Annotated in this window: 14 protein-coding genes; 8 read left to right on the top strand and 6 right to left on the bottom strand. The window is 75.0% G+C overall.

Going from position 1 to position 17,221, the window contains the following annotated elements; genetic code table 11:
• Nucleotides 1–186: 186 nt before the first annotated feature.
• Both purE and BCL65_RS10505 read right to left on the bottom strand, forming a co-directional pair.
• Nucleotides 187–714 carry a 5-(carboxyamino)imidazole ribonucleotide mutase gene (purE, locus tag BCL65_RS10510; RefSeq protein WP_106267763.1) on the bottom strand — a complete coding sequence of 176 codons (528 nt, stop codon included), beginning with the start codon at nucleotides 712–714 and terminating at the stop codon, nucleotides 187–189.
• A complete protein-coding gene (locus BCL65_RS10505) occupies nucleotides 714–1,937 on the bottom strand; it encodes a 5-(carboxyamino)imidazole ribonucleotide synthase (RefSeq protein ID WP_106267761.1) in 1,224 nt (407 codons plus the stop codon). The genes purE and BCL65_RS10505 overlap by 1 nt, the downstream gene beginning before the upstream one ends.
• A gap of 39 nt (nucleotides 1,938–1,976) precedes the next feature.
• On the opposite strand from BCL65_RS10505, the gene BCL65_RS10500 reads away from it, so the two are divergent.
• The gene (locus BCL65_RS10500; protein ID WP_106267759.1) at nucleotides 1,977–2,462 is read left to right on the top strand and encodes a GtrA family protein; all 486 of its coding nucleotides are present in this window, start codon (nucleotides 1,977–1,979) and stop codon (nucleotides 2,460–2,462) included.
• A gap of 199 nt (nucleotides 2,463–2,661) precedes the next feature.
• Here the strand turns inward: BCL65_RS10500 and BCL65_RS10495 are convergent, their stop codons facing one another.
• Both BCL65_RS10495 and BCL65_RS10490 read right to left on the bottom strand, forming a co-directional pair.
• Nucleotides 2,662–4,008, bottom strand: coding sequence for a sensor histidine kinase (locus tag BCL65_RS10495; RefSeq protein WP_106267757.1), 1,347 nt, complete (start codon nucleotides 4,006–4,008; stop codon nucleotides 2,662–2,664).
• A gap of 6 nt (nucleotides 4,009–4,014) precedes the next feature.
• Nucleotides 4,015–4,701, bottom strand: coding sequence for a response regulator transcription factor (locus BCL65_RS10490; protein WP_106267755.1), 687 nt, complete (start codon nucleotides 4,699–4,701; stop codon nucleotides 4,015–4,017).
• Between the two features lie 143 nt (nucleotides 4,702–4,844).
• On the opposite strand from BCL65_RS10490, the gene BCL65_RS10485 reads away from it, so the two are divergent.
• From BCL65_RS10485 to BCL65_RS10475, 3 genes are read left to right on the top strand one after another with little or no spacing between them, the layout of a single operon-like run.
• Entirely contained in the window at nucleotides 4,845–6,305 is a 1,461-nt protein-coding gene (locus BCL65_RS10485) for a sensor histidine kinase (protein WP_106267753.1), read from the top strand.
• Nucleotides 6,302–6,973 carry a response regulator gene (locus BCL65_RS10480; RefSeq protein WP_106267751.1) on the top strand — a complete coding sequence of 224 codons (672 nt, stop codon included), beginning with the start codon at nucleotides 6,302–6,304 and terminating at the stop codon, nucleotides 6,971–6,973. Before BCL65_RS10485 ends, BCL65_RS10480 begins: the two co-directional genes overlap by 4 nt.
• Before the next feature lie 48 nt (nucleotides 6,974–7,021).
• Nucleotides 7,022–7,684 carry a hypothetical protein gene (locus tag BCL65_RS10475; protein WP_106267749.1) on the top strand — a complete coding sequence of 221 codons (663 nt, stop codon included), beginning with the start codon at nucleotides 7,022–7,024 and terminating at the stop codon, nucleotides 7,682–7,684.
• Nucleotides 7,685–7,747: 63 nt separating this feature from the next.
• On the opposite strand, the gene BCL65_RS10470 is transcribed toward BCL65_RS10475, so the two are convergent.
• On the bottom strand, nucleotides 7,748–8,389 hold the full coding sequence (locus tag BCL65_RS10470; protein WP_125206523.1) for a hypothetical protein: 642 nt from the start codon (nucleotides 8,387–8,389) through the stop codon (nucleotides 7,748–7,750).
• Between the two features lie 385 nt (nucleotides 8,390–8,774).
• Between BCL65_RS10470 and BCL65_RS10465 the strand changes: the two genes are divergently transcribed.
• The 3 genes from BCL65_RS10465 to BCL65_RS10455 all read left to right on the top strand — a co-directional run bounded on the left by BCL65_RS10465 (nucleotide 8,775) and on the right by BCL65_RS10455 (nucleotide 16,280).
• Nucleotides 8,775–9,593, top strand: coding sequence for an ABC transporter ATP-binding protein (locus BCL65_RS10465; protein ID WP_106267745.1), 819 nt, complete (start codon nucleotides 8,775–8,777; stop codon nucleotides 9,591–9,593).
• Complete coding sequence (locus tag BCL65_RS10460) at nucleotides 9,593–12,178, top strand: ABC transporter permease (protein ID WP_106267743.1); 2,586 nt, start codon at nucleotides 9,593–9,595, stop codon at nucleotides 12,176–12,178. Before BCL65_RS10465 ends, BCL65_RS10460 begins: the two co-directional genes overlap by 1 nt.
• A gap of 91 nt (nucleotides 12,179–12,269) precedes the next feature.
• Nucleotides 12,270–16,280 (top strand): FtsK/SpoIIIE domain-containing protein, encoded by a 4,011-nt coding sequence (locus BCL65_RS10455; RefSeq protein ID WP_106267741.1) that lies wholly within the window; start codon nucleotides 12,270–12,272, stop codon nucleotides 16,278–16,280.
• An 18-nt stretch (nucleotides 16,281–16,298) separates the two neighbouring features.
• Here the strand turns inward: BCL65_RS10455 and BCL65_RS10450 are convergent, their stop codons facing one another.
• A complete protein-coding gene (locus tag BCL65_RS10450; RefSeq protein WP_125206524.1) occupies nucleotides 16,299–16,733 on the bottom strand; it encodes a hypothetical protein in 435 nt (144 codons plus the stop codon).
• A 228-nt stretch (nucleotides 16,734–16,961) separates the two neighbouring features.
• Between BCL65_RS10450 and BCL65_RS10445 the strand changes: the two genes are divergently transcribed.
• A complete protein-coding gene (locus tag BCL65_RS10445) occupies nucleotides 16,962–17,210 on the top strand; it encodes a WhiB family transcriptional regulator (protein ID WP_106267737.1) in 249 nt (82 codons plus the stop codon).
• The last annotated feature ends 11 nt before the right edge of the window (nucleotides 17,211–17,221 follow it).

Raw genomic sequence — 17,221 nt, 5'->3', positions numbered from 1 at the left:
CGTCAGTCCCGAAGTGGAGGGCGCCCTGCGCCCGTGAACGCGACCGTGTACGGGGCCCGACACCCGGCGGAACCCCCACCGCGCCACTACCTCGACCCGCGAGGTACTACCTCGCGCAACCCGGTACTACCTCGCGCAACGCAGCGCTACCTCGCGCAACCCCGCACTACCTCGGCACGAGCGTTACTACCTCGCGGTGGTGCGGCGGGTCTCGCGCAGGCGCTCGCCCTTGGCGTGCGCGACGTCGCGGAGCTCGGCCTGGAACGCGACCATCCGCTCCCGCAGCGCCAGCGACTCCGGGTCGGTGCCCGCCCCGAGGATCTGCGCCGCGAGCAGACCCGCGTTGCGGGCGCCGCCGATCGACACCGTGGCGACCGGCACGCCCGCCGGCATCTGCACGATCGACAGCAGGGAGTCCATCCCGTCCAGGTGCTTGAGCGGCACGGGGACCCCGATCACCGGCAGGGGCGTGACGGCAGCCAGCATCCCCGGCAGGTGCGCCGCTCCCCCGGCACCGGCGACGATCACGCGCAGCCCGCGGTCGGCGGCCGCCCGGCCGTAGTCGATCATCTCGGTCGGCATCCGGTGCGCGGAGACGACGTCCACCTCGCACGGCACACCGAGCTCGTCCAGCGCCTCGGCCGCGGCCTGCATGACGGGCCAGTCGGAGTCCGACCCCATGACGATCCCGACGACGGGCTTGTTCTCGCTCATCAGCTCTCCTCGATCTCCTCGCCGCGCAGCAGGGCGGCGGCGCCACGCGCCCGACGGCGGACCTCGTCCAGGTCGTCACCGCTCACGTTGACGTGGCCCAGCTTGCGGCCCGGGCGGATGCCCTTGCCGTACAGGTTGACCCGTGCCTCCGGGAACCGCGCGCCGACCTGCGGCAGCGCGTCCGTGAGGTTGTCGAGGGCGGATCCGAGCACGTTCGCCATGACGGTCCACCGGGCGGTCGGGGTGGTGGCGCCGAGCGGCAGGTCGAGCACCGCTCGCAGATGCTGCTCGAACTGGCTGGTCGTGGCGCCGTCGATGGTCCAGTGCCCCGAGTTGTGCGGACGCATGGCGAGCTCGTTGACGAGCACCTCGCTGCGGCCGCCCTCTCCGGGGACCTCGAACATCTCCACGGCGAGCACACCGGTGACGTCGAGCCCTTCGGCCACCTGGACCGCCACCTGGCGAGCACGCTCGGCGAGCTCCGGGTCGAGCCCGGGGGCGGGGGCGACCACCTCGGCGCAGACGCCGTCGCGCTGGATCGACTCCACGACGGGCCACGTCCGCACCTCGCCGGACGGCCGCCGCGCGACGAGCACCGCCAGCTCGCGGGTGAAGGGCACCTTCTCCTCGACGAGGAGCTCGGGGCCGCCCGCGACGTGGGCGGCGACCCAGTCGTCGACCTCGGCGGCTGCGGTCACCACGCGCACACCCTTGCCGTCGTAGCCACCGCGGGCGGTCTTGACCACGGCCTCGCCGCCCGGGGCCTCCCCGAGGAAGGCCTCCAGCGCGGAACGCGCCGCCGGCGGTTCGGTGGGCAGCGCCGCCCAGCGCGGGCACGGCACTCCCAGGTCGGTGAGCCGACGTCGCATCACGATCTTGTCCTGCGCCTGCACCAGGGCACCAGGCCCCGGACGCACCGGCGTGCCGCCGTCGACCAGGTCGGCGAGCAGCGCGTTCGGGACGTGCTCGTGCTCGAAGGTCAGCACGTCCGCCGGCGGCCGCCCGTCCGCGGGAGCCACGAGTTCACGGATCGCTGCCTCGTCGGACGCGGCACCCACCGGGGCGTCGACGACCACCTGTGCCGCGGCCGTCGCGGGGTCCTCGACGAGCACCCGCAGGTGCACGCCGAGCTCCGCGGCGGGCGGGGCCATCATGCGAGCGAGCTGGCCGCCACCGACGACGGCGACCACGGGCGGGACGGGAGCACTGGCGGGGGATGTCACGGACGTCGAGGATACCGGCCGGCCGATAAGGTGGCCCGCATGTCTCGCGCCCCGGCCGCAGCCGCCCCCGGCCCGCAGCGGTGGCCCGCACGCGCGGTGCTCGAGCTGTGGGCGCGGCGCATCGAGCTGCTGCGGTTCGGCTCGGTGGGTGCGCTCGCCTTCGTCGTGGACCTGGCCGTGTTCAACCTGATGCTGCACGGGCCGGTCGACGTGCTCGCGCACAAGCCGATCACCGTGCGGATCATCGCGGCGGCCGTCGCGACCCTGGTGGCCTGGGTCGGCAACCGGTACTGGACGTTCGCCGACCGTCGGACCCGGCGACGCGGTCGTGAGCTGCTGGAGTTCGCCGCGGTGAACGTCGGCGGTCTCGCGATCTCGGCCGGCTGCCTCGCGGTGTCCCGCTACGTGCTGGGCCTGGACTCGGCGCTGGCGGACAACGTCGCGGCGAACGGCGTCGGCCTGGTGCTGAGCACGATCTTCCGGTACGTGATGTACCGCACGGTGGTCTTCCGGGGAACGGACTGACCCACCGTCCGCTGCGCTCCGGGTCAGCCCTCGTGTCGTTGCTCGGCCGACCCTGCACTCCGCGCCCGGCGCGCCCTCGTCCCTCGGCCCCACCGTCCGCTGCGCTCCGGGTCAGCCCTCGTGTCGTTGCTCGGCCGACCCTGCACTCCGCGCCCGGCGCGCCCTCGTCCCTCGGCCCCACCGTCCGCTGCGCTCCGGGTCAGCCTTCGTGGTGGTGGAGCCAGCCGCGGCGGCGTCCGCGCGACGAGATCGTCGTCCCGGGCGGGAGCACGACGCTCGGGTCGAGCGTGCGCGGCACGCCCGCGAGGAAGATGCGGAACACCGGCGGGCGGCGCTGCGCCAGCTCGAGTCGACCGCCGTCGGCGGCGACCAGGTCGCGGGCCAGCGCGAGCCCGAGGCCCGTGCTGCCGCCCGTCGTCGTGCCGCGCTCGAAGATCCGCGGGGCGATGTCGTCCGGCACGCCGGGGCCCTCGTCGGAGACCTCGAGCGCCACGGCACCCTTGGGGCCCGACGGCTTGGAGCGCACGGTCGTGGTGCCGGCGCCGTACTTCAGCGAGTTCTCCAGCAGCGTGGCGATCACCTGCGCGAGCGCCCCGGGGGTCGCCAGGACCCGGTGCTCGCCCGGGACGTCGACGACCAGCACGCGCCCGGCCGTCCGGAACGTCTCGGCCCACTCCTCCTCCTGCTGGCGGACGACGTCGATCACCGTCACCGCCTCGGTGGTGCCGCCCTGCGACCGCCGCGACGTGGAGAGCAGGTCGTCCACCACGGTGACCAGCCGCTCCACCTGCTCGAGGGAGACCCGGGCCTCCTCGACGACGTCGTCGTCGTCGCTGGTCAGCATGATCTCCTCCAGCCGCATCGTCAGGGCGGTCAGCGGCGTGCGCAGCTGGTGGGACGCGTCCTGCGCGAACTGCCGCTCCGACGCCAGGCGGCCGGCCAGCCGGTCGGCGCTGCGCGCGAGCTCGGCCGCCACGAGGTCGATCTCCTCGACTCCGGACGGCTCGAGGCTCGGACGCACCTGACCGGAGCCCAGCTGCTCGGCGGACGCCGCGAGGTACACGAGCGGCGCGGAGAGACGGTTCGCCTGCCACACCGCCATGGCCACGCCGGCCGCGATCGCCACGACGCCGGCGACCACCACCAGCGCGACGGTCTGCGCGGCCTTGATGTAGGCGCCCCACGCGGAGACCTCGATCGAGACCGACGCACGCTCGTCGGTGGTCTGCGCCGCCTTGAAGATCGTCGGTTCGCGCAGCTCGTCACCATACTCGAGCAGCTCGCCGTCGGGCAGGCTGACGGTCACACGCGCCGGGAGGTCGCCGGAGCGGCCCTCGGCCGCGCGCAGGAGCTGCTCCTCGCTGGGGCTCTCCCCCTGCGCCTGGACCCGATCGACGGTGCGGACGAACGCGTCGAGCCGGTCCGAGACGCGGCGCTCCTCGTTCGCGACGACGTACTGTGCCCCGAAGAAGCCCAGCGGCACGCCGAGCAGGACCACTGCGACGGCGACCGCGGAGATCGTCGCCAGCAGGACGCGACGGCGCACCGGACGTCAGGCCTGCTGACCGAGCTCGAACCGGAAGCCGAGGCCCCGGACCGTGGAGACGTAGCGCGGGGAGTTCGCGTCGTCGCCGAGCTTGCGGCGCAGCCAGGAGACGTGCATGTCGAGCGTCTTGGTCGACCCGACCGGGTCCGAGCCCCAGACGTCGCGCATCAGGGTGTCGCGCACGACGACGGAGCCCGCGTTGCCGACCAGCACCCGCAGCAGGTCGAACTCCTTGGTGGTCAGGTGCAGCTCCCGCTCGCCCTGGAAGGCGCGGTGCGCGGCGACGTCGACGCGCACGTCCTGGGCGCGCAGCTCCTCGTCCTCGGCCGTCTCGCCGTGGGTGCGGCGCAGCAGCGCCCGGACCCGCGCGAGCAGCTCGGCCAGCCGGAACGGCTTGGTCACGTAGTCGTCGGCGCCGGCGTCCAGACCCACCACGAGGTCGACCTCGTCGGCGCGGGCGGTGAGCACCAGGATCGGCGTGCTGAGCCCGCGACCGCGGATCTCACGAGCGACGTCGAGCCCGTCGATGTCCGGCAGGCCGAGGTCCAGGACGACGATGTCCGCGTCCCCGGCGTTGTCGATGGCTCCTTGACCAGTTCCTTGCACGACGACGTCGTAACCCTCACGCGTGAGAGCCCGCGCCAAAGGCTCGGCAATCGCCGGGTCGTCCTCGGCCAGCAGTACGTGGGTCATTCCCTCATGCTAGCGGCAATATGCCTGGTCCCGGCACGTCGCGACACGGCCGTCCGATCATCCTGAGGTGGCATGTCGACCGGCCGGCGAGTCCCACCACGGGCTGACGCGCAGGAGCCCTCGACCTGCCTAGGGTGGCGAGCATGGGCTGGTCAGCACGCGTGAGCACGTGGTTCGAGCGCCACCGCTTCATCGTGGACGCCACCGGCACGGCGTTCTTCGCGCTCTTCGTCGCCGGCACGGCCGCGGCATGGGACGGCTCCGGCACCCGGACCGTCCCCGTGACCCTGTGGTCCCTGGCCACCATCGCCCCGCTGGCCTGGCGGCGCACCCATCCGGTGGCGTCGGCGGTCGCCGTCTACGCCGTGGCCCTCGCGCACCTGCTCACCGGGCATCCCCTGCTGCTCCCCGGGGACATCGCCGTCCTCGCCGCGCTGTGGGCCGTCACCGTGTACGGCCCGGGCTGGGCGCACGTCACGGCGATCATCTCGACGATCGTGGGGTCGTTCCTCATCGGTCCGGTCGTGGCGCTGCAGGCGCAGAGCACGGCGCTCCTCTCCCAGCTCGTCGGCGTCAGCATGTTCTGCGCCGTGATCGGCCTCGCCGTCTGGGCGCTCGCGCTCGTGCGCCGCCAACGCCGCGTCACCCTCGACGCGTTGCGCGACCGTGCCGAGCGTCTCGAGCTCGAGCGCGACCAGCAGACCCAGATCGCCACCGCCGCGGAGCGCGCACGCATCGCGCGGGAGATGCACGACATCGTGGCGCACTCCCTGTCGATCATCGTGGCCCAGGCCGACGGCGGCCGGTACGCCGCGGCCAACGACCCCGGGGCCGCCGTGCGTTCCCTCGGCGTCATCTCCGAGACCGGCCGGGCGGCGCTCGCCGACATGCGCCGGCTGCTCGGGGTCCTGCGGGAGGACGACGGCGCGTCCGGCCCCTCGGCCGCCTGGCAGGAAGGCGGCGGGGTCACGGCCGGCCACGGCACGCGCCCCACGGCGCCCGGGCAGGCACGGCGCGCGGACGGCAGCGCCACCGGCGACGGCGCGGCCCGGGCGGGCGACGCCTCCGCCGCCCCGGTGCTGCCCGGGCGGGGGACGTCGTCGGGCACCGCGCCCCTCGCCCCGCAACCCGACGACGCCGACCTGACGACCCTCGTGGCGCAGGCGCGCGACGCCGGCACGCGCGTCTCGCTCGTGCGCGTCGGTGTCGCGCGACGCCTGCCGCCCGGAGCGGGACTGACGTTGCACCGCGTCACGCAGGAGGCGCTGAGCAACGTGCGCAAGCACGCGGGACCCGACCCGCGCGTCACCGTGGTGCTGCGCTGGGAGGCCGAGTCCGTCACGGTCGAGGTCTCCGACGACGGTCGGGGCGCGGCGGCCGGTGACGGCGAGGCCGGGTACGGGCTGCTCGGCATGCGCGAGCGCGCCGCGATGTTCGGCGGCTCGGTGACGGCCGGCCCGCGCCCCGGCGGCGGCTGGCGGGTACGGTTCACGATGCCCGTGCCCGCCGCGACACCGCCGACGACCTCCGCGTCCGCGGGACCGGCCGCGTCCCCCGCACCGCCGGAACGTCTCGGCACCCCTGACGACAAGGAGCCCGCATGAGCGACGTCGTGAAGGTCGCGCTCGTCGACGACCAGCAGCTCGTGCGCGCCGGCTTCCGGATGGTCATCGACTCCCAGCCCGACCTCACCGTGGCGGTCGAGGCCTCCGACGGCGCGCAGGCCCTGCGCCTCCTCGCCGACCACCCCGTCGACGTCGTCCTCATGGACGTGCGCATGCCCACCATGGACGGCCTCACGGCGACCGGGCGGCTGACCGCACGACCGGACGCACCACGCGTCGTCGTGCTGACGACCTTCGACCTCGACGAGTACGTCCTCGAGGCGATCCGGGCCGGGGCCTCCGGGTTCCTGCTCAAGGACGCCCCGCCCGAGGAGATGCTCGCCGCGATCCGCACGGTGCACCGCGGCGACGCCGTCATCGCGCCGTCGTCCACGCGCCGGCTGCTGGAGCACCTCGTCACCGCCCTGCCGACGACGACGGACGGTCCGGCGCACCAGGCGCTCGGCGAGCTCACCGAGCGCGAGCGCGAGGTGCTCGTCCTCATGGCGCGCGGACGGTCCAACACCGAGATCGCCGCCGAGCTGTTCGTGGCCGAGGCCACGGTCAAGACGCACGTGGGCCGGGTCCTGGCCAAGCTCGACGCCCGCGACCGCGTGCAGGCCGTGGTCACCGCCTACGAGACCGGGCTGGTGCGACCCGGTTCCTAGGCTCCGGGTTCGACTCCACCCTGGTGACGGTCCCACTACCCTGGGGCGGTGCTCCCCGACGCCTCCACCTCCCCCGGGACCACGCAGGACGCGGCCGAGGACCGGTGGCAGCGACGGCTCGCCGTCCCCGTGCTCGTCGCGGCGCTGGCGTCGGTCCCCGCCGTGTGGCTCACGCTCCTGGCAGAGCCGTACGCGACGGTCGGCACCGCCGTCAGCCTCCTGACCGGCGCGGTGCTCCTGGGCGAGACGGTCGTGCTGTTCGTCGTCTCGGACGACAAGCGCCGGTGGGTGCGCAGGAACAGGTGGCTGGTGATCGTGACGGCCGCGATCGTGGTCTCCGTGGTGCTCGCCGTCGGGCCCACGCAGCTTCTGCGCCTGGTGCGCGCCGTCGGGGCGCTGCGGGTCCTGCGCGCACGTCACATCGTCCGCGCGGGTCGGCGGCTGATGGGCAACGCCTCCTTGGACTCGCGCTGGGAACGCGTGGCGACGGGGACGGTGGTGGCCGTCGTCGCGGCATTCGTCGCCGTCGTGCTGGCAGACCCCACCTCACGCAGCCGCCTCCTGCTCGAAGACCTGATCGGCGCACCCGCCTCCGTGTGGGCCGTGGTCGTCGCTGGTGCGCTCCTGGCCGGTGCGGTGTTCGTGCTGACCAGGTACCGGCCGCGACGCGACGACCCGCGGGTCGAGCAGGAGACCTCGACCCGACCCTGAGTCCGCCGACCTGTCAGACTCCGGCGCGCGCATACCGCGACCACGTTCTGACAGGTCCGAGGACTACCAGCCGAGGTGACGGCGGGCGATCGCCACCACACGTCCCGGCTCGTGACGTGCCGCCATCGCCGGGAGCCGGATCCGGACCTGACCGACGGCGTCGAGCATCCCGAACTGGTCGTCCGTCGACGCGAGCCGCTGCTGCACGACGGCGGCCATCAGCCCCACGGCGGTCCGCCACGACCGCTGCCATGCCGCCGCGTCGACGGCGGCACGGGCGACCGTGTGCACGGGCAGCCCCTCCCGCGTGGTGACGTGCTCGTCGCACAACCGACGCGACTCGTGGACGACGAGCCAGCGGTAACGGTCAGGGGCCGATCCCCGGTCCACGACCAGATGGACGGGTTCACGGTGCCAGCCCTGCAGGCGGTGCAGCTCCAGGGCCGTCCACGCCCCGAGCACGCTGGTGGTGGGCGCCCCAAGGACCGCCGCCCATCTGCGCGCGGGTCGGGTGAGCGGTCCCCGGTGCGCCACCACGACGGTGCCGCTGAGAGCCCGCCAGCGCAGGGCGCGCAGATGGCACGCCACGTGGTCGTGCCGCACGCCAAGCCGGGAGAGCTGTGCACGACTCAGCACCATGTGCTGGCGCCGGAGCAGGTCCATCAGGCCCGGTACGGCCGTGTACACGCTCGTGGTTCCTGTCATGCCGCCGCACGGTGCCCCATCTCGGTGGGCCCGGCGTGGCGTCGGCCGACCGCTGTGGACGAGCGCCGGCGTCGGGCCCCTGGGGGTGCTCTTCCCCCCGCGAGCTGTCAGACCCACGACCCGGAACACCCGCGGCACGTTCTGACAGCTCAAGCGAACCCGGAGCTGTCAGACCCACGACGTCGTCAACCGGCGCGGCGTCCTGACAGGTCTCGGGGTCCCCCCTCAGGGAGCTCTCAGGGTCGGTGTCATACCTGGGTATGACCTGGACGCCGCCACGACCAGCCCGGGGACCGACGACGGCCCGCCGTCCGCTCCGTAGCGTCGGTGGTGTCATCGAGCTCCCGTCCGGGAGCCGCCGGAGCAAGACCCGTGGAGACACCTCGTGGACACCACCGTGTTCGTCCCCGTCACAGACACCGACACCCCCGACACCGGCCGGCTCGCCGTCCGGGCGCGCGGGCTGACCAAGACCTACGGCTCCGGCGAGGCGCAGGTGCGCGCCCTCGACGGCGTCGACGTCGACTTCGCCGAGGGACGGTTCACCGCCATCATGGGGCCCTCCGGGTCCGGCAAGTCCACGCTGATGCACCTGCTGGCCGGCCTCGACAGCGCGACGGCCGGGCAGGCGTTCTTGGGCAGCACAGAGATCACCGGCCTCGGCGACAAGGCGCTCACCCGCCTGCGCCGGGACCGGGTGGGCTTCGTGTTCCAGCAGTTCAACCTGCTGCCGATGTTCACGGCGCGTGACAACATCACGCTGCCGCTCGAGCTCGCCGGAGCAAAGGCAGACCGCGAGTGGTTCGACACGCTGGTGCGCACCCTCGGCCTCGATCAGCGGCTCGAGCACCGTCCGAGCGAGCTCTCGGGCGGTCAGCAGCAGCGCGTCGCCATCGCCCGCGCGCTCATCGCCCAGCCGGAGGTCGTCTTCGCCGACGAGCCGACCGGCAACCTGGACTCCCGCTCCGGCGCCGAGGTGCTCAGCTTCCTGCGCCGCTCCGTGCGCGAGCTGGGCCGCACCATCATCATGGTGACGCACGACCCGGCCGCCGCCGCCTACGCCGACCGCGTCGTCCTCATCGCCGACGGTCGCATCGCCGGCGAGATCACCGACCCCACGCCCGAGGCCGTCCTCGCCGGCCTCGACGCCCTGCGGTCGCTCGAGGGCCCCGTGGCCGACGACGCCGCGCAGGCGGGTGCCTGATGCTGCGGATCACCCTGGCCCAGATGCGCCGCAGCTCCGGCCGGCTCGCGGCCGCCGGCATCGCCATCGTCATCGGCACCGCGTTCGTCGCCGCGACGCTGCTGGCGGGCGACGTCGTCACCCGCACGACCTACGACTCGATCGCCGCCCGGTACGCCGACGCCGACCTGGTGGTCGGCGCCACGATCGAGGACCCGGTCACGGACGTCGCCGCCCTCGGCGAGGTCGACGGCGTGGACTCCGTGGCCCCGATGAGCGCCTCCTACGCCGAGCTGTCCGCCGGGGCGCGGTCCGTCTTCCAGACCATCATCCCCACCGCCGACGACCGGCTCATGCCGATGGTCGCGACGGTCGGGTCGATGCCGACGCAGGACGACGAGATCGCGCTCCCGCAGGACGTCGCCGAACGCCTCGGCGTCGAGACCGGCGAGCGCATCAACCTGAACCGCAGCGTGCCCGCCGAGGACGGCAGCTGGGAGCAGGTGACCGTCCGACCGGTCGTCGTCGGGATCCTCGACGACCCCTACGGCGCGTACTCGCAGACGGGTGGTGCCGCCGTCGTCGACGCCGACACCTTCGCGACCTGGCGCGCCGAGGAGAACGGTGGCGAGGTGGGAGCCGAGGAGGTCGCGGTCGCCGTCTCGCCCGGAGCCGACGTCGCCGCCGTCCAGGCGGCGCTGGCCACCGCGGTGGGTGGCACGACCGACCCCGAAGACGCCCGCTGGGTGGTGCCGACCGACGAACGGGCCGCCACCGTGGCAGCGAGCCTGACCGGCGGCCAGGACCTGGTGTTCCTCATCTTTGTGCTGACCTTCGCCGCGATCGCCCTCGTCGTGGCCGGTCTGGTCATCGCCAACACCTTCCAGGTGCTGGTCGCCCAGCGTGCCCGCACCCTGGCTCTGCTGCGGTGCGTCGGGGCGAACAAGGCGCAGGTGGGCCGCGGCGTGCTCACCGAGGCCGCGATCCTGGGTGCCGTCGCGTCGGTGGCCGGGGTGCTGCTCGGCACGGCGCTCGGGCAGGGTGCCCTCTGGGTCGCCGGCGCGATGGACCTCCCGGTGCCGCTGCCCGACAGCATCACGCTGACCTGGCAGGTCGTGGTGATCCCGGTGCTCGTCGGCACGCTCGTCACCGTGGGTGCGGCGCTCGTCCCCGCCCGGGTCGCGACGCGCGTCGCTCCGCTGGCGGCGCTGCGTCCCGCCGACGCGCCCTCCGCCTCGCGCCGGGCGGGCCGCGTGCGCCTCGTGCTGTCGATGCTGACCGCCGTGCTCGGCTTCGCGCTGCTCGGCCTGGGCGCGGCACTCGGCACGGTGGCGCAGGAGCCCACGTTCGGTGTCCTGGCCGGGATCGCCGGCGGTGCGCTGTCGTTCGTCGGTGTGGCGGTCGGTGCCGTCTTCTGGCTGCCGAAGGTCGCGGCGCTCGCCGGCCGGCTGGTCGGGGCCTCGGGCCCGACGGCGCGGCTCGCCAGCGCCAACACGTTGCGCAACCCGCGGCGCACGGCGACGACGAGCACCGCCCTGCTCATCGGTGTGACCCTCGTGGCGATGATGTCGACCGGCGCGGCCAGCGCCCGGACCTCGCTGACGTCGGCGCTCGACGAGCAGTTCCCGGTGGACGTCGAGGTGTCCAGCTCGACCTACGACGAGGAGGGCGCCCGGACGGCCCTGTCGGACGGCCTGCGTGCCGACGTCTCGAGCGTGGCCGACGTCGCGGCGATCACCGACCTGACCGACGTGTCGCTGGGCGTGCCGGACATCGTCGACCCAGACGGCGAGCCCGTGTCGGTGGACTTCACGGCGCTCGACCCGGGCGCCGCCCGGGAGGTGCTGAACGCGCCCGACCACATCGACGGCCTGGCGCCCGGCACCGCCCTGCTGGGCTATACCAACGCCGAGTCGCTGGAGCTCGCCGACGGCGACCGGCTGACGCTCACCGGTGCCGACGGCACCGCGACGTTCAGCGTCGCGGTGAACGAGGTGGAGCCCTACGTCAACTACCTCGCTGCCGACGACCTGCCCCAGGTGCAGGCAGGCACGGTGGTCACCGACATGTACGTGGCCCTCGCGGACTCGGCGGACGCCGCCGGCACCGTCGCGACCATCCAGGACGTCGTCTCGGACTCCGGCGAGTCGGCCCAGGTCACGGGGATCGCGGTGCAGCGCGCCATGTACGACGAGGTGATCGACACGGTGCTGGCGATCGTCCTCGGCCTGCTGGCCGTGGCCGTGGTCATCGCGCTGATCGGCGTGGCGAACACCCTGTCGCTCTCCGTGATCGAGCGGCGCAAGGAGTCCGCGACGCTGCGCGCGATCGGCCTGTCGAAGTCCCAGCTGCGCGGGATGCTGGCGATCGAGGGCCTGCTCATCGCGGGTGTCGGCGCGGTGCTCGGCATCGTGCTGGGGCTGGTGTACGGGTGGGGCGGATCAGCGGCTGCGCTGGGGATCATGGGTGACGTCACCCTCACGGTCCCCTGGCTCGACGTGACGCTGGTGCTGGTGGTCGCCCTGGCGGCCGGCCTGGTCGCCTCGGTGGCCCCGGCGCGCACGGCGCTCAAGGCCTCCCCCGTGGAGGCGCTCGCCGCGGACTGACCCGGCTCCGCGCCGAACCCGGCCGCCTGCGTCGTCCACACCCTGTGGACGACGCGGGCGGTCGTGTGCCCGAAGGCGGCACGCTGGTGCCATGTCCGTCCGCCTCACGCTGCACCCCGGCGAGGACGTCGAGCTGCCCGACGGCGCCCGGCTCGGCGACCTCCGCGTCCCGCTGGCCCGGCTGGTCCGCCGCCCCGAGCTGGGGCACGCGCCGCTGACCGCCGACACCACCCCCGTCGGCGACGACGCCGTCGTCGGGCACCGTCCCCTGCTGCCCGGGGCGACCCTCCGCGTCACCGGTCCGGGATCGTCGGCCCCGCCGTCCCCGGACGTCGCCGCGCTGCGCAGTCCCTGGCTCGTCACGCCCACCACCGGTACGGACGCCGGCGAGACGATACCCCTGGCACCCGGGTCTCCCGTCACCCTCGGCCGCGGTGGGAGGCGGGTGACCCTGCGCGTCGACTCCCGCGACCGCGTGCGGGTGCACCCTGACCGCCGTGCCCTGCGGCGCCTGCCCACGGGTCCGCCGCACAGCGCGCTGGTGCGCACGGACGCCGGCCGCGAGCGCCGTCGTCGGCTGGGACCCACGCGGCGTCGCTGGCGGGCCGGCGTGCTCCTCGAGGTGGCCAGCACCCGGTACGAGCTGCTCCGTTCCGGCGACGTCACCGCCTGGCTCGCCCCCGCGCCACCGGAGCGCTCCACCGCCCTGCCGCTCAACCCGGCGATGCTCCTCACCGGGCTGGTCCCCGTCCTCGGCTCGATCACGCTGGCGGTGATGCTCCGGCAGCCGCTGTACGCGCTGTTCTCGCTGGTCGCTGTGGTCGCACTCGTCCCGCAGGTGGTGGCCGCCGTCCGCCGTCGACGCGCACAGGACCAGCCCACGGCGCCCGGGGCGTCTCCGGTCGGCACGGCCCCGGGCCGCACCGCCGCCCGGGTCGCCGCCGTGCACCAGGCGTCGGACGTCGCCTGGCGCCGCGCGCTCGACGCTCTCGCCGCACGGGCCCGCGACGCCGATCACCGGGATCCTGCGCGAGCCGGCCGCACCCCCGCCGACCTGCTGCCGGACGGCGCTCTCGTGGTGCGCGGCGAGGTCGGCGCCGACCGCGCGGCCGCCCGCGCCGTCGTCGTCGATCTCGCCGCGGCCGGGGCCACGGTGCAGGTGACCGGGCAGGGGCACGAGGCCTGGGCGTGGTGCCGATGGCTCGCGGACGCCGACGGTCCCCGCGCGGGTGGGGATCCGGCCGGTGAGGCCCGGGTGCTGGTGGTCGACACCCCGGACCACGCGGCCCACCGTGCCGCGGACGAGGCGGCCCGACGGGGCGACCTCGTCGTGCTGTGCCTGCCGCACGGACCCGACGGCCGGGAGGTGCCCGCCCCGTCCTGGTGCCGGGCGTCGCTGCGGGTCGGGGCGGACGGCCGGGCCCACCGGACGGCTCTCGACGGCACCGACACCACCGGCCCCGGCGTCGGGGTCACGTCCGCCTGCGCCGAACGCACCGCCCGCCGCCTGGCCGGGCTGCGTGGCCTGCGGCGCTCGCCGGCCGACCTCGACACGGCGACGACCGCGGCACCGGCACTGCTCCCGCCGCCGGAGCCCGGCGGTGCGGACGTGACCGACCCCGGCCTGCCCGACGTCGTGCCGCTCGCCGGCCTGCTGGACGGCCTCGACCCCGCTCGGCGCTGGGCCGCGGCCACCGGGTGGCGGGTGCCGCTCGGTGTCGACGGCTCCGGCACCACGGTCACGCTGGACCTGGTCGCCGACGGGCCGCACCTGCTGGTCGCCGGGACCACGGGCGCCGGCAAGTCCGAGCTGCTGCAGTCGCTCGTGCTCGGGCTGGCGCTGAGCCGGTCCCCTGCCGACCTCGCACTGGCGCTGGTGGACTTCAAGGGCGGGGCCTCGTTCGGTCGCTGCGCCGACCTGCCCCACGTCGTCGGTCAGGTGACCGACCTGGAGCCGGGGCTCGCCGGCCGGGCTCTCGCGGGGCTGCGTGCGGAGCTGCACCGCCGGGAGCGCGTCCTGGCAGGATGCCGGGCAGCCTCGCTCGACGACGCGCCGCCCGGCACGCTGCCCCGCCTCGTGGTGGTCATCGACGAGTTCCGCGCGCTCGCCGACGACCTGCCGGACTTCCTGCCCGGGCTGCTGCGGATCGCCGCCCAGGGACGGTCCTTGGGGGTCCACCTCGTGCTCGCGACGCAGCGTCCCTCCGGGGCAGTCAGCACCGACGTCCGCGCGAACGTCTCGGCCAGGATCGCGCTGCGGGTCGTGGACGCGGCAGACTCGCACGACGTCGTGGACCATGCGGCGGCGGCCCGCATCCCCGTCGGCGCACCGGGGCGCGCGGTGCTCCGCATCGGCGCCGGCACGCCCGTCGCGCTCCAGTGCGCGCACGCGGGGACGTCGCCCGACGACGACGGCCCGGCCGTCCGTCGGGCGCCCACCTGGCGGCGGCCCGCCCCGGACGTCGGTGCGCACGACGGCGCGGTGTCCGCCGCCGCGCCGGGACCGCGCGACCGGACCGGTGACGAGCGGCCGACCAACCGTCGCGAGGATCCCGTGGACACCGCCGTGGAGGTCGCCCGCCGGGCCGCCGCACGGCTGGGCCACCGCCCCGGTCCCCCGCCCTGGCTGCCTGCGCTGCCGACCCGCGTCGCCGAGGCAGACCTGGACGGCGCGCCGGCGGTGGACGAGTCCCCCGAGGCGCTCCCGCTGGCGCTCGCGGACGACCCGGACGCCCAGCGGCGCCTCGTCGTGCACTGGCGGCCCACGGCCGGGCACCTCGCTGTCCTGGGACCCACCAGGTCCGGCCGCACCACGGCCCTGCTGTCCCTCGCCACCGCCGCGCTGACCCGCGGCTGGCACGTCCACGCGCTCGTCCCCCCGGCGTCGGGGCGGGCCTTCGCGGCCCTGGCGCACCATCCGGGCCTCGGGACCGTCACCGGACCCGACGACCCACGCCGCGCACGCCGGCTCCTCCGGCTGCTGGACCGACCGCCGGCCCTGGACGGCGGCGCGGCCCGCACCCTCGTCGTCGTGGACGGCGTGGAGGAGCTCCGCGCGGCGCTCGCGGGGCCGGGTGCCTGGGACCCGCTGGTCGGCGCGCTCGCCGCCGGGCACGCGGCCTTCGCCCTCACGGCCGACACGGCCTCGGTCGGTGGCGTCGCGGCACGCGTCGGCCCGCGACTGGTGCTGCTCGGCGCCGACCAGCACTCGGACGTGATGCTGGGAGCGCCGGGGGCGCTGGCCGGCAGCGGCGGGCCGGCGGGGCGCGCGGCCTGGCTCCCGGCGGGCGAGCCCCTGCTCTGCCAGGTGCTCGCGCCGCGTGCGGGCGGACCGGAAGTCCTCGACCACGAGCACCCCGGCGCACCGTCGCGCCAGCCGCCGGCCCGGGTCCGGGCGCTGCCGGCACGGCTGACGTGGGACGACCTCGGGCGGGCCGCCGCCGATCCGGGCGGGCCCCCGGCGGGCCCGCCGGGCGACGGGAACGTCCTGGTCGGAGTGGGGGGCGACGCCGCGGGACCGGTCGCGCTGGACGTCAGCGGCGGGGCGCTCGTCGTGGGTCCCCGCGGCGCGGGCCGGTCCACGGTGCTGCGGACCGTCGTCCGCCGGCTCGCGGCGGAGGGCCGGCTCGCCGCCGTCGTCTCACGGGACGCCGTGCTGCGTACCGAGGCCGGCGGGCACCGGGCGTCGCCGCCCTCCCCGGCAGCGTTCCGGCGGCTGGTCGAGGAGCTGACCTCGGCCGGCCACGGCTCCTCTCCGGACGACAGCGGTGGTGGCACTTCCTGCGTCGTCGTCGACGACCTCGACGCGCTCGCCCAGACCTGCCCCGTGGAGGTCGAACGCCTGGGCACGCTGGTCGAGGAGAGCGGGCTCGTGCTCGTGGCGTCGGCCACGACGCAGAACGCCCTGATGGCGCACCGGGGTCCGTTGGCCGAGCTGCGGGCGTTGCGCACCGGTGTCGTGCTCGCACCGGGTGGTCGGGAGGCCGACGAGGTTTTCGGCACGCCGCTCACCGACGTCGCCGACCCCGGACCTGCGCGGCCTGGACGCGGGGCGCTGCTGACGGCGGGCACCGCCGCCCCGCTGCAGGCCGCCGGGCCCTGAGCGCCCCGCCCGTCGGTGTCAGTCGGCGGTGTGCTCGAGCACCGAGCGCGTCATGAGGCCCAGGAGGGTGCCAGCGGCGAGGACCAGCAGTGCGATGCCGCCCGCGACCGCCGCCGGTGAGCCGCTGGTCAGCAGCGAGACGCCGAGGATGCCCTGGAAGATCTGCCAGCCGGCGACCGGGGACCGCCCTCGGCGTCGTCCGCGCCACAGTGCGCGGCCGCTGCCGACGAGGAGCGCGGCCAGACCGAGGAAGAACAGCACCACGAAGACGCTGACGCCGGTGCTGCCGGAACGGCCACCCACCAGCTCGACGACCACGGCCCCCGCGAAGATGACCATGGCCACCGCCTCGAGCCCGACGGCCACGAGGACCGCGACCAGCGCACCGCCGGGGCGGGTGCCCGGCGGCGGGAGCGGACCGGTCTCGGGGGGAGGAGCGGCAGGACCTGGCATGACACGCCAGGATACGGCCCGCGGGAAAGTTTGTGCAGTGTGATGAAACCCTCAGGGTTCACGGGACAGAAATCTGGCCGTAACCCCTTGTGCCGGCCTTCACGAGGTGTGATTCTGGACAGAGATTCCGCCCCCCCTGAACGATCCGAACCGGAGACGGCTGCCTTGCGGCATGCCCAGTTGGCCGTGCGCCGTCCGGAGCGGATCCACGACCATTGAGGAGATGACATGGACTGGCGCCACAAGGCAGCCTGCCTCGACGAGGACCCCGAGCTCTTCTTCCCCATCGGCAACACCGGCCCGGCCCTCATGCAGATCGAAGAGGCCAAGGCTGTCTGCCGTCGCTGCGACGTCGTCGACAACTGCCTCAAGTGGGCCATGGAGTCCGGGCAGGACGCCGGCGTCTGGGGCGGCATGAGCGAGGACGAGCGCCGCGCCCTCAAGCGTCGCACCGCCCGCGCCCGCCGCGCCGGCTGACGCCACCGCGC

Source organism: Isoptericola halotolerans (genome assembly GCF_003003075.1).
GTDB lineage: Bacteria > Actinomycetota > Actinomycetes > Actinomycetales > Cellulomonadaceae > Isoptericola > Isoptericola halotolerans_A.
The sequence above is the reverse complement of the archived record's forward strand: the minus strand, read 5'-3'. Positions and strand labels throughout refer to the sequence as shown.

Coding starts and splice junctions, on each gene's coding strand:
- BCL65_RS10445 (WP_106267737.1), top strand. CDS start 16,962: ATGGACTGGCGCCACAAGGCAGCCTGCCTCGACGAGGACCCCGAGCTC.
- BCL65_RS10455 (WP_106267741.1), top strand. CDS start 12,270: ATGTCCGTCCGCCTCACGCTGCACCCCGGCGAGGACGTCGAGCTGCCC.
- BCL65_RS10460 (WP_106267743.1), top strand. CDS start 9,593: ATGCTGCGGATCACCCTGGCCCAGATGCGCCGCAGCTCCGGCCGGCTC.
- BCL65_RS10500 (WP_106267759.1), top strand. CDS start 1,977: ATGTCTCGCGCCCCGGCCGCAGCCGCCCCCGGCCCGCAGCGGTGGCCC.
- BCL65_RS10470 (WP_125206523.1), bottom strand. CDS start 8,389: ATGACAGGAACCACGAGCGTGTACACGGCCGTACCGGGCCTGATGGAC.
- BCL65_RS10490 (WP_106267755.1), bottom strand. CDS start 4,701: ATGACCCACGTACTGCTGGCCGAGGACGACCCGGCGATTGCCGAGCCT.
- BCL65_RS10485 (WP_106267753.1), top strand. CDS start 4,845: ATGGGCTGGTCAGCACGCGTGAGCACGTGGTTCGAGCGCCACCGCTTC.
- BCL65_RS10450 (WP_125206524.1), bottom strand. CDS start 16,733: ATGCCAGGTCCTGCCGCTCCTCCCCCCGAGACCGGTCCGCTCCCGCCG.
- BCL65_RS10480 (WP_106267751.1), top strand. CDS start 6,302: ATGAGCGACGTCGTGAAGGTCGCGCTCGTCGACGACCAGCAGCTCGTG.
- purE (WP_106267763.1), bottom strand. CDS start 714: ATGAGCGAGAACAAGCCCGTCGTCGGGATCGTCATGGGGTCGGACTCC.